The following is a 13,077-nucleotide window of genomic DNA, read 5'->3' on the forward strand; positions in this document are numbered from 1 at the left end:
TCATTCCTCTCAGATTGCTAGCTAAGCTAGCAATACCTCTTGTGCGATGCTACAACGGGTCGGAGGGAACGTCCACGATGTCGGAACGCTGGCTGCCACAGACCGAGCATGAGCATGCGGTGATGCGTGTGCTCACGTCCATCCGTGCCGTCAGTGACGCCATGGAGCGCATGCACAGCGGCATGAAGGGCGACATGGACATGAACGCGTCCGATGTCGCCGCTCTTCGGCTGCTCATCATCCGCGAGCGGCAAGGCCGCTCGGTCAGCCCGCGCGACATCGCCCGACACCTTCGCATCTCGACCGCATCGACCACCAAGCTGCTCGATCGACTCGTCGATTCCGGCCACGTCCAGCGGCGACCGCATCCCAGCGACGGGCGCGGGCGCGTGGTGGTGCTCACCGAGGATGCGCGCAATGCGTTCTTCCGGGTCTTCGGCGACAGGCTGCGGGCGATGCGGGCCGTCGCGTTGGACTACGACGAGGTGGAACTCGCCGTGATCGCGCGGTTCTTGGACGACCTGTGCGGCGCGATGGACCCGGAGGAGTGAACGCGACGGCTCGCGGAACAACAGAAGAGGGCGACCCTGTCGGGACGCCCTCTTCTGTGTTTTCTGTTGCGGGGACAGGATTTGAACCTGCGACCTCTGGGTTATGAGCCCAGCGAGCTACCGAGCTGCTCCACCCCGCGGCACAAGGAATAGCCTAGCACGGGGTTTGGGGTGGTCGTGACACAGGGGTGGTCGGCTTGCCCCGACCGCGGGCGGCGGGCAAGGATGAACCCATGTCCACCGAGCGCGACACCGACGCTGCAGGCGGCCGCGTCGAAGGCCGCGACGAGACGCCGGAGGAGCGTGCGGACCGCAACTGGAGCGAGGTGCTGCAGGAGGTGCGCGTCCTGCAGACGGGCACGCAGATCCTGACCGGCTTCCTGCTCGCGCTGGCCTTCCAGCCGGCCTTCGGCGACCTCACCGATTCCCAGAGGTCGTTCTATCTGGGGCTCGTCGTGCTGTCAGCGCTCAGCTCGATCGTCGCCCTCGCACCGGTGGCCCTCCACCGGGCCCTGTTCCAGCAGCGTGCCAAGGCCGAAGTCGTGCGGTACGGACACCTCGCCCTCGTCACGGCGCTCGGGACCGTCGCCGTGCTCCTCGTCGGTGTCGTGGCCTTCGTGTTCGATGTCGTGCTGGGTGGGTCGGCGTTCTGGTGGGCCCTCATCCCGCTCGGGCTGCTGGTCTTCGCGATGTGGCTGGTCGTGCCCGCGATCCTCCGCGCGCGCCGCCGGACGAACGGAGTACGACGATGACCGAGACACTCCCCATCGGGGTGGCGCAGTTCGCACCGACGGCCGATGCCGCGGTGAACCTCGAATCCATCGCGCAGCTCGTGGCGACGGCATCCGCCCGCGGAGCGCGCGTCGTGGTCTTCCCCGAGTACTCGAGCTACTTCGTCGACCCGTTCGACGAGTCCCTCGCCGCGAACGCCCAGGCGCTGGACGGCCTGTTCGTGCAGGCGCTCACGCGACTTGCGGCGCAGCACGACCTGACGATCGTCGCGGGACTGCTGGAGCGCGGCAGCGACGGCGAGCGCGTGCGCAACACCGCGGTCGCCGTCGATGCGACGGGCCTGATCGCGCACTACCGGAAGCTGCACCTCTACGACGCGTTCGGCCAGCGGGAGTCGGACTGGGTCGAGCCGGGGGAGCCGGAGGCACCGCAGACGTTCGAGCTCGGCGGACTCCGGTTCGGCCTCATGACCTGCTACGACCTCCGGTTCCCCGAGGTCGGACGGCTGCTCGTCGACGCCGGGGCCGACGTGTTCGTCGTGCCGGCGGAATGGGTGCGCGGTCCGCTCAAGGAGCACCACTGGCGCACCCTGCTGCACGCCCGCGCGATCGAGAACACCGTGTTCGTCGCCGCCGCGGACCACCCGCCGCCCCTCGGAGTAGGCAACTCGCTCGTCGTCGACCCGCAGGGCGTCGAACTGGCCGCGGTCGGCACGTCGACCGACGTGGCGGTCGCCCACCTCGACGTCGGCGCGATCGAGCGTGTGCGCCGGGTCAACCCCGCCCTGACGCTCCGGCGCTTCGGCGTCGGGCCGCGCTGACCCCGAGGCTCACCCGAGGGCGGCGAGGCGGGAGGCCGCTTCCTCGAGCACCTCGACGCGTTTGCACGCCGCGAAGCGCACGAGCGTGGCGTACTCCTCGAGCCGGTCCGGCGTCGCGAACGCGGTGAGCGGGATGGCCACGACCCCGGCGCGCTCGGGGAGAGCGCGGCAGAAGGCCGCGGCATCCGTCGCTCCGAGCGGCGCGGCGTCGACGACGGTGAAATAGGAGCCGGCGGGCATCGACACGTCGAATCCGGCGGCGCGCAGCCCCGCGCCGAGCAGGTCGCGCTTCGCACGCAGCGTGCCGGCGATGCCTTGGAAGAAGTCGTCGCCCAGGCGGAGTCCGGTGGCCATCGCAGGCTGGAACGGGCTGCCGTTGACGTACGTGAGGAACTGCTTGACCGCGAGCACCGCATCGACGAGCGGGGCGGGGCCGGAGATCCAGCCGATCTTCCAGCCGGTCGTCGAGAACGTCTTGCCGCCCGACGAGATCGTCAGCGTGCGCTCCCCGGCGCCGGGGAGCGTGGCGATCGGCACGTGCGGCTCGTCGAAGACGAGGTGCTCGTACACCTCGTCGGTCACGATGACGGCGTCGTGGTGCTCGGCGAGGCGCACGACCTCGTCGCGCACCGCGGCGCCGAAGACAGCCCCGGTGGGATTGTGCGGATCGTTCACGAGGATGACGCGGGTGCGATCGCTCACGGCGGCGCGCAGTTCGTCGAGGTCGGGCTGGAAGTCGGGCCACCGCAGCGGCACCGTCACGAGCCGAGCGCCGGCGAGAGCGACGACCGCGGCGTACGAGTCGTAGTAGGGCTCGAACACCACGACCTCGTCGTCGGGACCGTCGATGAGGGCGAGGAGCGTGGCGGCGAGCGCCTCGGTCGCCCCGGCCGTCACGAGCACCTCACGGGCGGGATCCAGCCGCAGTCCGTAGAACCGCTCCTGGTGCTCGGCGACGGCCGAGAGGAGATCAGGGATGCCGCGACCCGGCGGGTACTGATTGACGCCGTTCGCGATCGCCGAACGTGCCGCCTCGAGCACCTCGGCCGGGCCGTCCTCGTCGGGGAAGCCCTGCCCGAGGTTGATCGCGCCGGTACGCGCCGCAAGGGCCGACATCTCGGCGAAGATGGTGGGGTGGATCGACCCGTCGGAACCGACGAGTCCGGCGCCCGCGGCCGTGCGGCGCCATGCTCCGGAGATCTGTCGCATCGCTTCACCGTAATACCGGGCGGGCTCATCCCTGTTGCATAGGCGAGTCCCATTCGCGACATAAGAAACGCACAGCATCGGTGGGCACAGTGGTGAGTGCTTGGCAGAAGGAGCAACCATGAGCGACATCCAGGGCGATCGCCCGGAAGACCAGACCCCCGCCGTCCCCTCGCAGTCGGCCGCGGAGGCCGCCGCGCAGACGCCCGCCCAGCCCGAGACCCCGGCCCCCGCCGCGGCCGCGCCGGAAGCCGTCGAGCCCGCGCAGTCATCCGCGCCCGCCCAGCCTGCGCCGCCCGTGGCCTCGGCCGCGCCCGCCGCCGCGCTGCCCCCGGTCCCGCCGAGCGCACCCGCCGCGCAGCCCGCGACCCACGTGCAGCCCACCGCGCCGACCCAGCCCGTGCCGCCCGCCGGTTATCCGGCAGGGGCGCACGCGTACGCCCGTCCGCAGGGTTACGCCGGCCAGCCCGCACCCTACCCCCACTCCTACGCGGGCCAGCCGACGCCCGGCGCCCCCGGTGCCGCGTTCGGCGTGCCCGCTGCGGACGCCCAGCAGACGCTGCCGATCGCCGGCTCGACCGGCGCGGTGCCGACGGCGACCAAGGCCCCCAAGAAGTCGTCCGGAGCGGGCAAGGTCGTCGGCCTCATCGTCGCGGCCGCCATCGTCGGCGGCGCTGCGGGCCTCGGTGGCGCGTACGCCGGCGTCACCTGGTTCGCCCCGGTGAGCGCATCGCCCGCCGCGGGACCGTCGACGGTCACCGTCAACGACACCGACTCGGTCAACCAGACCACCGCGATCGCCGCGAAGGTCGTGCCGAGCGTCGTCACGATCGAGGCGACCGGCTCGTCGGCAGCCGGCACCGGTTCGGGCGTCGTGCTCACGAAGGACGGCTACGTCGTCACCAACACGCACGTCGTGACCCTCGACGGCGCGACCGGTGACGCGACCATCCGCGTGACCACGTCCGATGGCCGCGTCTACGACGCAGAGGTCGTCGGCACCGACCCGACGTACGACCTGGCCGTCATCAAGCTGAAGGACGCCGAGGACCTCACCCCGATCGAGATCGCCGACTCGAGCAAGCTCAACGTCGGCGACACGACCGTCGCGGTCGGGGCGCCGCTGGGGCTCGCGAACTCGGTGACGGAAGGCATCGTGAGCGCGCTCAACCGCTCGATCTCGATCGCGTCGTCGGCGGCGCCCGACTCGGGCGGCGACAGCCAGGACCAGCAGGACCAGAACAGCCAGGAAGGCCCGTTCCGCTTCGACTTCGGTCAGGGCGACCAGCAGTCGACGGCGACCGAGAGCATCTCGATCTCCGTCATCCAGACCGACGCCGCCATCAACCCCGGCAACTCGGGCGGCGCGCTGGTCGACTCCGACGGCAAGCTGATCGGGATCAACGTGGCGATCGCGACCGCTGGCGGCTCGTCGTCCGACGGCTCGGGCTCGATCGGCGTCGGCTTCTCGATCCCGTCCGACATCGTCAAGCGCATCACCGGCGAGATCATCGACAGCGGCGAGGCGACCCACGGTCTGCTCGGCGCGAACGTGAAGGCCGCGGCATCCGTCGAAGGCTCCACCATCACCGGCGCCTACATCGATGCCGTCACCGACGGCGGCGCGGCTGCCGCCGCCGGCCTGCAGAAGGGCGACATCGTCACTGCTTTCAACGGCGTCCCCGTCACCGACGCGACCGACCTCACGGCGCAGGTGCGCGCGGCCGCGGCCGGCAGCGACGCCGAAGTGACGTACGTCCGCGACGGCAAGACGCAGACCGTCCAGGTCACGCTGGGATCGCTCCAGCAGTAGTCCGCACGCCCGTCCACACCCCCAGGGACGCCATTGCGCGAGCAGGTAGGCTCGCGGGATGGCGTCCTTCTCGTTCGGCGCGGGGAACGCCCGAAAGCTCGCGACCATCCCGCTCTATGCCGCCGGACGCCTCCTCACCCTCCTGGTGCCCCGCTCGCGCGACGAGTGGGTGATCGGCTGTGCGGTCGGCATCGGTGACGGCGCGCTGGCGCTCTGGGAGGTGGCGGCCGCCGACGGACGCAGCCCTGTCTGGCTGGTCGGCTCGGCGAAGGAGGCGGCGGATGCTGCGGCCTGCGGCATCCGCACCGTTCCGAAGCATTCCCTGCGCGGGCTGTGGCGCACCGCGCGCGCCCGAGTGGTCGTCGTCACGCACGGATTCGGGGACGTCAACCGCTACGCGGTGTCGGGTGCGTTCGTCGTGCAGCTGTGGCACGGCATCCCGCTCAAGCGGATCGGGGTCGATTCGCCCGAGACGCTGAGGGTGCCCGGCGTCGTCGCTGCGACGCCGGCTGCCGGAGCCGTGCGCGGGCTGCTGAGATCGATGTACCGCGGCGCCGCGCGCCGCATCCGTGTGATTCCAGCCGCCTCGCATCTCGTCCGCGGCCGTCTCGAATCCGCCTTCGCATTGCCCGATGCGAGCGTGCCGGTGACCGGCGAGCCTCGCGTCGACGTGCTCTCCCGCGGCAGCGCCGAGGATCGCCGCGTGCAGGCCCGCGCCGCCATCGGGCGCGCCGTGCCCCGCGGGGGCCTCTCGACCCGCTTCGTGCTCTACGCGCCGACGTGGCGCGACGGCGCGGTCGACCCGGCGGTGCCGACCACGCAGGAATGGTCGCAGATCGTCGATGTGCTGAGGCATCACGACGCGACGCTCCTCGTCCGGTCGCACCCGCTCGGCGCCGGCGACTACACCCCGCCGTTCCCGACCGACCGCGTGCACCTGCTCGGCAGTGACCTGGTCGCGGACGTGACCCCGCTGCTGCCCGGCCTCGACGCCCTCGTCACCGACTACTCGTCGCTCGCGTTCGACGCGTCGCTCGTGCCGCTGCCGACGCTGTTCCTCGCCCCCGACGTCGAGGAGTACGCACGAAGGCGCGGCTTCTACGGCACATACGCCGACGTGGCGGGCGCGGACTGGGCGATCGACTGGACGCAGGCGGCGACCCAGCTGGACGCGGTGCTCGGAGACGATGCCGAGCGTGCACGCCGCGTCGATCGGGCGATCGCGCTGGATGCGCGGGTGCACGCGTTCCGCGACGGGCGCAATGCCGAGAGGGTGTACCGTGCGATTCTGGCCGGAACGGTGCACGACGACCCGAGGGAAGGAACCGGATGACCGACGCGCGCTTCACGACGGAGGGGAGCCCGGCTCTCGTGCTCTCGGGCGAGGGGGAGCGGCCGGAATCCGTCGAGATCGTCGGCGCCCGTGCCCGCGTCACCGCGCGCCTCACCGGACGCGGCAAGACGTGGACGGCGACGCTGCCGCTGCGCGCCGCGCGCTGGGGCGGGCCTGAGCTGCCACTGCCCGCGGGCGCGTACGAGGTGCGGATCGAGGATGCCGCGGATCGCGGCATCCGTCCCCCCGAAGCGCTCCCGCTCACGCAGCTCGGAACCCTCCGAGCGAGCCTCGAGGGATGGACCTTGCGCGTCGGGCCCCCGATCGACCCCGCGTACGACTCCGGCGAAGGGCAGGACGCCCTCGAACGCCGCTATGCGACCCGACCCGCCACAGGTTTCGAGAACGCCGTGTTCTTCGAGAGCTTCTACGGCCGCAACGCCAGCTGCAACCCGCTGGCGATCGACCGGGAGGTCGCGCGCCGCGCGCCGGGCGTGACCCGCTACTGGAGCGTCGTCGACCTGTCGGTCGCCGTGCCGGACGGCGCGATCCCGGTGGTCGAGGGGAGCCCGGAGTGGTGGCGCGCCCGTGGCGCCGCCCGACTGCTCGTGGTCAACGACTGGCTGCGCCGCCGGTTCTCGCGGCGCAAGGGGCAGATCGTGCTGCAGACCTGGCACGGCACTCCGCTCAAGCGCCTCGCGCTGCACCGGCCCGGGTTCGACCCGCGCCGGACGGCGGCGGTCGTGCGCGAGTCGCGGCGATGGAACATCCTGTTGGCGCAGAATCCCTATGCCGCGCGCATCCTCGGCAAGGCGTACGCGTTCCTCACGCGTCCGGTCTGGGTCGAGGGGTATCCGCGCAACGATGTCCTGACCACGGGCGACGGCACCGCGACGCGCGAGGCCCTCGGCATCCGCCCCGGCGAGCGCGTTCTGCTGTACGCGCCGACGTGGCGTGACGACCGCGACCAGATCGTGGACTTCATCGACCCGGTCTCGCTCGCCGCGGCCACCGACGCGGTGGTGCTCGTGCGCGGGCACTCGCGCACGCTGCTGCCGGGACGTGACGCGGAAGGCCCACGGGTGATCGACGTCACAGGCTTCCCCGACACCTCGCTGCTGCTGCTCGTCGCCGATGCGCTCATCACCGACTACTCGTCCGTGATGTTCGACTACTCGGTGACCGGGAAGCCGATGTACTTCCTCGTCCCCGACATGGAGCACTACCGCGGCGAGCTGCGCGGGTTCTACTTCGACCTCGCCGCGCACGCGCCGGGCCCGATGGTGCGCACGCAGGACGAGCTCGTGGCCGCGCTCGCCGCGGGCGACACCGCGAAGTATGCGTCCCGCTACACGCAGTGGCGCGACAAGTTCAACGCCCGCGATGACGGCCACGCCGCCGAGCGGGTCGTGGCACGCATCCTGGACCAGGGCTTCATCGACGCCTGACGGCGGGTTGCGCGGTGCACGTCACGGCAGCGGCGTGTTGCGGCTTCCGAGGCGGGAGGTGTCGACGGTGTCGTGTGCGCCGCCGATCACTCCGAGCAGGAAACCCCAGCCCCACGCGAGGTGCATGGACGGCAGCACCGCTGCTGTCCACAGCTTGTCGCGCCACCCGTGCCCGCCACCTCGGCCGAGAGCGACGGCGGCGATGAGGACGGCGTACGCGAGCACGGGGAGGTAGACGACGGATGCCGCCACCGACCACCATCCCTGCAGCAGACCGGTGAGCTGGAGCACGCCGACGATGATCCCCAGCAGGATCGTCAGCACGAGCGCCGGCGGCGCGAAGAACCTCAGCGAGTTGCCGCGCCCGAATCGCCGGACGAGCTCTCCCCGCCATCGCCCCGTCGCCGAGAACTGACGGACCAGGCGCGCCCAGCTCTCACGCGGCCAGTACGTCACGGCGAGTGAGGGATCGAACCAGACGCGGTAGCCGGCGCGGCGGATGCGCAGATTCAGCTCCCAGTCCTCGCCGCGCCGGATGCTCTCGTCGAACAGCCCGACCTCTCCGAGCACCTCGCGGCGCATGACGCCGAGGTAGGCGGACTCGGCCTCGCCCTCCTGCGTGCCGCCGTGGTACGCGCCGCCGCCGAGGCCGATGGGGGAGTTGTAGGCGCGCGCGACGGCCCGCTGGAACGGTGTGCGGCCGTCGGCGCGCATCACGCCGCCCACGTTCGCCGCGCGCACACGGTCGAGGGTCGCCAGCGCGCGTCGCGCGTACGTCGGATCGAGTTCGGAGTGCGCGTCCACACGCACGACCGTGGGGTGCCGCGCGGCGCGGATCGCCAGGTTGAGGCCGATGGGGATGTCGGCGCCCGGGTTCTCGACCAGCACGATGCGGTCGTCACCGGCGGCGAGTTCGGCCGCCAGCGCGTTCGTGCCGTCCGTCGAGGGGCCGAGGGCGAGGATCAGCTCGGTCGGGCCGGGGACGTCCTGCGCGAGCACCGTCTCGACCGCGCGGCCGAGGTAATCGCGCTCGTTGAGCACCGGCATCACGAAGCTCACGCCGGAACCCGGCGGAGGGACTGGAGCGTCCCTGCGCCCGTGTTGCTCGACATGCACGCGTCGATCATGTCACGAGAGCCCTGGGTAGGCTGGAAGCGTGGGTCTGGTCTCGGATGGAAAGAAGGCGGTCGCTCTCGTCCGCAAGGCGGTGCGAAATCGTTCGGCCGTGATCGACGTGCGGCGCACCCTCGCTGCGCGGCCGCCGCACCCGCCGTTCCAGTACCGGGTCGCCGTCTACTTCGCCGACGGCGCGGTCAACATGTACCAGATGCGGCAGTGGTACAAGCCGCTCGCCGAACTCGCCAAGACCTGGCCCGTGGTGGTGCTGAGCAGGGCCGCCACCGGCGCCGAGGCGCTGCTGGCAGACGGCGCGCTCCCGGTGGCGTTCGTCCCGACCGTGCGCGATCTCGAGCGCTTCATCGCCAAGCAGGACATCCGCGTCGTCCTGTACGTGAACCAGAACACGCGCAACTTCCAGATGTTCCGCTACGGCCGGCGCTGGCACGTGTTCATCAACCACGGCGAGTCCGACAAGATGTACATGACCACGAATCAGTACAAGGCGTACGACTACGCGATGATCGCGGGCGACGCCGCGCGCGAGCGGCTCTCGCGGGTGCTGTGGGACTACGACATCGAGCGCCGAACGATCCAGATCGGGCGCCCGCAGGCCGACCACTACTCGGGCACCCTGCCTTACACGCCTGACGAGCGCACGGTGGTGCTCTACGCGCCCACGTGGGAGGGGGACCGGCCGTCCGCCCACTACGGCTCGATCGCCACGCATGGCGAAGCGCTCGTGACCGCGCTCGTGGCCACGGGGCGCCATCGCGTCATCTACCGGCCCCACCCGCGTTCGGGAGTCGTGAACCACGAGTACGGGGCGGCGAACAAGCGCATCATCGCGGCCTTGAACGCGGCGAACGCCTCGGATCCCTCTGCCCGGCACGTCTTCGACGACGGGCCCGAGCTCGGCTGGCAGCTGGCCGCGGCGGACGTCGCGATCGTCGACATCTCGGCGATGGTCTACGACCGGCTCGCGGCCGACAAGCCGCTCATGATCACGCGACCGGCCGACCCCGCCGCCGCGATCGACACGCACGGCTACCTGTCGGCCTGCGAGTGGCTCGACGCCGCCGCCGCGCCCGACATCGTCGCCCAGACCGAACGCGTGCTCGGCGACCCCGATGCCGTCGCGCGCCTGGAGGAATGGGTGACCCGCTACTTCGGCGACACCGCTCCGGGGGCGGCGACGGCACGGTTCCACGGCGCCGTGCAGCGCCTCATGGACGACTGGGACTCCTGGTACGCGCGGTCGGTCGCCGACGCCGAGGACGACGAGCCCGAAGACGAAGCGGAACTCGACGACGAGGGCTGAGCCCGGGCGATCCTCCGGCGGCGTCAGGCCACCGGGGTAGGACGCTCGACCAGGCGCGCGATCGCGCGCAGCGGGATCGCAACCCACGTCGGCCGGTTGCGGGCCTCGTAGATCGCCTCGTACACCGCTTTGTCGAGTTCGAGCGCGGCGAGGAGCGGATGCCGGGGGTCGAGCCCGCCCGCCGACGCGGCGTATCCGTCGACGAACGCCCCGCGGGCATCGCGCGCCCACGCGCGCACCGCGTCGGCGGAGCGATCCGGGTCGTCCAGGCGCAGCGAACCCGCGACGTAGTCGAACGAGCGGAGCATTCCCGCCACATCCCGCAGTGCGAGATCGGGCTGCGTGCGCTCGGCCATCGGGCGCAGCGGCTCGCCCTCGAAGTCGACCATGATCCAGCCGCGGTCGGGGGAGTGCAGCACCTGCCCGAGGTGGAAGTCGCCGTGGATGCGCTGCAGCGGCGGCCAGGGCACCTCGAGCGCGCGACGGTACACCGCCGCCGCGGCACCCCGCCGACCGGCGATCTCGGGAACCTCGGCCATGGCGATCGCGAACCTTCGCTCCCACGTGGCCGCCGTCGCCTCACGGTCGGCGTCCGTCGCGGTGCGGGTCGGGAAGCACTCCGCGAGGGCGACATGCACCTCGGCCGTCGCGGTGCCGAGGGCGCGCGCCGCGTCCTGGAAGTCGTCGCCTTTGGCGGCTGCCTGCAGCGCGACGCGCCACGCGTCCTCGACCCCCGGCAGGAACTCCTGCGCGGAGGCGAGGGACCCGTGCACGGTGCCGTGCGCGGTGGCGAGGTCGGGCCACGTCCCCTCGATCGAGCCGACGGGGCGCGGCACATGCGGCGATCCCGCCCCGGCCAGCGCTTCCTGCAGCTCGATGTCGGGATTGAGTCCCGCGTGCAACTGCCGGTAGACCTTGCAGATCACCGGAGCGCCGTCGCCCTCGAAGATGAGCGAGGTGTTCGACTGCTCGCCGGTGATCACGCGCGACGTCGCACCGGACGGAGCTCCGCCTGAGCCCGCGGCCCGCCCGATCGCCGTGGTCTGCGGCCCGTGAGCGGTGCCCCCGGCCGAGATGAGCCGCAGCAGAGCCCGGGCATAGGTGGGGTCGAAGGGGCCGTCGATGAAGGTCGTTCCCGGCACCGGGCTGCCGATGACGTGGTCGGGGTCCGCGCCCACGGTCTCCGTCGCACGCTCCACGACGGGGATCTGGTACAGGACGGCCGGGAGAGCCCCCTCATCCGCGACGAGGAATGTGCGGATGCGCGCGCCGGCGTCCTCGTCGTCGGCGTCGCCGGATACCGTGCTCAGATCCCACCACGAGAGCAGGCGCAGGCTGGGCGGTCTCCCCTTCGCCGCGTACCACCGCTGCCGCGGCATCCACGCTGCAAGGCACGCCAACGTGCTGTCCATACCTGTGAGCGTATGCCCGTGGTCGGGGGCGTGTCGAGGACCCGCTGCAAGCGCTTGCAGAAAGCGCAGTGGAATTCCGCCTGCTACCCGTCCGCGCCGGATTCCTGGGTCTCGGCGATCTCGATGACCGGCGTCACCGGGATGACGATCGATTCGACGGCTCCTCCGCCGCCGACGGCGAGGTCGCCGAGGCCGAGGGCGCCGAGATCGACGGCTGCGCCATCCGTCAAGCACTCCGCCCGCGTCTCGGCGCGCGCAGGCTCCGACGGGAGACCCGCCCACTCGACGGGCTCTTCGGGGAGCTTGCTGAACAGTCCCATGACGCCATTGTCACCCCGCGGGCGGGGAGGAGGCTCCGTCCTCGGTCGGAACGGGCGCTTCGATCGCCTGCGGCGGCCGACGGATCACGCGGGCCGTGATGCGTCGGGCACCGGACGCGCCGCGCGCGACACCGCCGACGACCGCCTCTCCGGCACGACGTATGCTGCGTCCGGCGAGGCGTTCGATCCGGTCGGCGCCCGGGCGCGGCTCGAGTTCGGGCGGGAGCACCTGCGGAGGCATCCCGAAGGCCCGCCGGGAGCCGGTGAGCACCCGTCGCCCGAGGATGTTGTTGCCGGCGCCGCCGATGGCCGCGCCGATGCCGAACGGCAGAGCCTTGCCGATCCACGACGCGCCGCCCCGCGCGGCGAACTGGCGGATGAACGTCGTCTTGAGCCGGTCGACGAGCGGCCCGACCGCGGCGCGGGGGAGCGATTTGGTGATCAGCTCGCCCCAGTAGCCCGAACGGGAGGGACCGCGACCGGCGGCCTGCCCGGCGAGCTGCGCGACGAGGTCGACGCCCTCCTTGCCGAGCATGAGCGTCAGCACCAGGGCTCGCGCCCTGTCGGGATCCGACACCGGGATGCCGTGCACCTCGGCGACCGACTGCGCGAACAGTGTGGTCGCCTCGAGGAACGCCACCGTCTCGACGCCGCTGAGCGCCAGCGTCACCCCCGTCCCGATCCCCGGAACGACCGCGGTCGCGCCGACCGCGGCGCCGCCGGAGGTCACCGCAGCGAGATAGCGCCGTTCGAGGATGCGGACGATGTCGGCGGGGGAGGACTCCGGATGCCGTAGACGGATGCTGCGCAGGTGCGCGAGGACGACCGGCCGCTGGATCGCGAGCACCCGGTCGAGCGCACGGATCGTGAAGGGATGCTCGTCGGACCCAGCGGGCGGCAGCCCTCCCTGCCACGGCGCGTCGCCGGGGAGGGAGTGGATCTGGTGCACCTTGTCGGTCATCGCGCCGAGTCTATGCGGCCGAGTCTGAGCGCAGGACCGGGGTT

At 71.7% G+C, this 13,077-nt stretch carries 12 protein-coding genes and 1 tRNA gene; 7 read left to right on the forward strand and 6 right to left on the reverse strand.

Annotation, left to right across the window (positions count from 1 at the left end):
* Positions 1–77: 77 nt before the first annotated feature.
* Positions 78–551, forward strand: coding sequence for a MarR family winged helix-turn-helix transcriptional regulator (locus J2Y46_RS11470; protein ID WP_045296854.1), 474 nt, complete (start codon positions 78–80; stop codon positions 549–551).
* A gap of 66 nt (positions 552–617) precedes the next feature.
* Here J2Y46_RS11470 and J2Y46_RS11475 read toward each other — a convergent pair.
* Positions 618–691: transfer RNA gene (locus J2Y46_RS11475), tRNA-Met, on the reverse strand.
* Positions 692–784: 93 nt separating this feature from the next.
* Between J2Y46_RS11475 and J2Y46_RS11480 the strand changes: the two genes are divergently transcribed.
* Both J2Y46_RS11480 and J2Y46_RS11485 read left to right on the forward strand, forming a co-directional pair.
* Positions 785–1,303 (forward strand): DUF6328 family protein, encoded by a 519-nt coding sequence (locus J2Y46_RS11480; protein WP_045296855.1) that lies wholly within the window; start codon positions 785–787, stop codon positions 1,301–1,303.
* A complete protein-coding gene (locus J2Y46_RS11485; RefSeq protein WP_045296856.1) occupies positions 1,300–2,103 on the forward strand; it encodes a carbon-nitrogen hydrolase family protein in 804 nt (267 codons plus the stop codon). The genes J2Y46_RS11480 and J2Y46_RS11485 overlap by 4 nt, the downstream gene beginning before the upstream one ends.
* 9 nt (positions 2,104–2,112) lie before the next feature.
* On the opposite strand, the gene J2Y46_RS11490 is transcribed toward J2Y46_RS11485, so the two are convergent.
* Positions 2,113–3,312: an aminotransferase class I/II-fold pyridoxal phosphate-dependent enzyme gene (locus J2Y46_RS11490; protein ID WP_310242430.1), complete on the reverse strand. Its 1,200-nt coding sequence runs from the start codon at positions 3,310–3,312 to the stop codon at positions 2,113–2,115.
* Between the two features lie 118 nt (positions 3,313–3,430).
* Here J2Y46_RS11490 and J2Y46_RS11495 point away from each other — a divergent pair, with 118 nt between their 5' ends.
* From J2Y46_RS11495 to J2Y46_RS11505, 3 genes are read left to right on the forward strand one after another with little or no spacing between them, the layout of a single operon-like run.
* Positions 3,431–5,122: a trypsin-like peptidase domain-containing protein gene (locus tag J2Y46_RS11495; protein WP_310242431.1), complete on the forward strand. Its 1,692-nt coding sequence runs from the start codon at positions 3,431–3,433 to the stop codon at positions 5,120–5,122.
* A gap of 58 nt (positions 5,123–5,180) precedes the next feature.
* Positions 5,181–6,455 (forward strand): CDP-glycerol glycerophosphotransferase family protein, encoded by a 1,275-nt coding sequence (locus J2Y46_RS11500; RefSeq protein ID WP_310242432.1) that lies wholly within the window; start codon positions 5,181–5,183, stop codon positions 6,453–6,455.
* On the forward strand, positions 6,452–7,903 hold the full coding sequence (locus J2Y46_RS11505) for a CDP-glycerol glycerophosphotransferase family protein (protein WP_310242434.1): 1,452 nt from the start codon (positions 6,452–6,454) through the stop codon (positions 7,901–7,903). The genes J2Y46_RS11500 and J2Y46_RS11505 overlap by 4 nt, the downstream gene beginning before the upstream one ends.
* A gap of 21 nt (positions 7,904–7,924) precedes the next feature.
* Here J2Y46_RS11505 and J2Y46_RS11510 read toward each other — a convergent pair whose 3' ends face one another.
* Positions 7,925–8,962, reverse strand: a complete 1,038-nt coding sequence (locus J2Y46_RS11510; protein WP_245619497.1) for a glycosyltransferase family 2 protein — start codon at positions 8,960–8,962, stop codon at positions 7,925–7,927.
* Between the two features lie 97 nt (positions 8,963–9,059).
* On the opposite strand from J2Y46_RS11510, the gene J2Y46_RS11515 reads away from it, so the two are divergent.
* A complete protein-coding gene (locus J2Y46_RS11515; RefSeq protein WP_310242437.1) occupies positions 9,060–10,340 on the forward strand; it encodes a CDP-glycerol glycerophosphotransferase family protein in 1,281 nt (426 codons plus the stop codon).
* A 23-nt stretch (positions 10,341–10,363) separates the two neighbouring features.
* Here J2Y46_RS11515 and J2Y46_RS11520 read toward each other — a convergent pair whose 3' ends face one another.
* The 3 genes from J2Y46_RS11520 to J2Y46_RS11530 form a co-directional block, all read right to left on the reverse strand.
* Complete coding sequence (locus tag J2Y46_RS11520) at positions 10,364–11,752, reverse strand: maltokinase N-terminal cap-like domain-containing protein (protein WP_310242439.1); 1,389 nt, start codon at positions 11,750–11,752, stop codon at positions 10,364–10,366.
* A gap of 83 nt (positions 11,753–11,835) precedes the next feature.
* Positions 11,836–12,072, reverse strand: coding sequence for a hypothetical protein (locus tag J2Y46_RS11525; protein ID WP_310242440.1), 237 nt, complete (start codon positions 12,070–12,072; stop codon positions 11,836–11,838).
* A 10-nt stretch (positions 12,073–12,082) separates the two neighbouring features.
* Complete coding sequence (locus tag J2Y46_RS11530; RefSeq protein ID WP_310242441.1) at positions 12,083–13,033, reverse strand: hypothetical protein; 951 nt, start codon at positions 13,031–13,033, stop codon at positions 12,083–12,085.
* Between the last annotated feature and the right edge of the window lie 44 nt (positions 13,034–13,077).

Source organism: Microbacterium sp. BE35 (assembly GCF_031457705.1).
GTDB classification, from domain to species: domain Bacteria; phylum Actinomycetota; class Actinomycetes; order Actinomycetales; family Microbacteriaceae; genus Microbacterium; species Microbacterium trichothecenolyticum.

What these genes read in the sequence shown, in the direction of transcription:
- J2Y46_RS11470 (WP_045296854.1), top strand. Translation starts at nt 78, where the DNA reads ATGTCGGAACGCTGGCTGCCACAGACCGAGCATGAGCATGCGGTGATG.
- J2Y46_RS11480 (WP_045296855.1), top strand. Translation starts at nt 785, where the DNA reads ATGTCCACCGAGCGCGACACCGACGCTGCAGGCGGCCGCGTCGAAGGC.
- J2Y46_RS11485 (WP_045296856.1), top strand. Translation starts at nt 1,300, where the DNA reads ATGACCGAGACACTCCCCATCGGGGTGGCGCAGTTCGCACCGACGGCC.
- J2Y46_RS11490 (WP_310242430.1), bottom strand. Translation starts at nt 3,312, where the DNA reads ATGCGACAGATCTCCGGAGCATGGCGCCGCACGGCCGCGGGCGCCGGA.
- J2Y46_RS11495 (WP_310242431.1), top strand. Translation starts at nt 3,431, where the DNA reads ATGAGCGACATCCAGGGCGATCGCCCGGAAGACCAGACCCCCGCCGTC.
- J2Y46_RS11500 (WP_310242432.1), top strand. Translation starts at nt 5,181, where the DNA reads ATGGCGTCCTTCTCGTTCGGCGCGGGGAACGCCCGAAAGCTCGCGACC.
- J2Y46_RS11505 (WP_310242434.1), top strand. Translation starts at nt 6,452, where the DNA reads ATGACCGACGCGCGCTTCACGACGGAGGGGAGCCCGGCTCTCGTGCTC.
- J2Y46_RS11520 (WP_310242439.1), bottom strand. Translation starts at nt 11,752, where the DNA reads ATGGACAGCACGTTGGCGTGCCTTGCAGCGTGGATGCCGCGGCAGCGG.
- J2Y46_RS11525 (WP_310242440.1), bottom strand. Translation starts at nt 12,072, where the DNA reads ATGGGACTGTTCAGCAAGCTCCCCGAAGAGCCCGTCGAGTGGGCGGGT.
- J2Y46_RS11530 (WP_310242441.1), bottom strand. Translation starts at nt 13,033, where the DNA reads ATGACCGACAAGGTGCACCAGATCCACTCCCTCCCCGGCGACGCGCCG.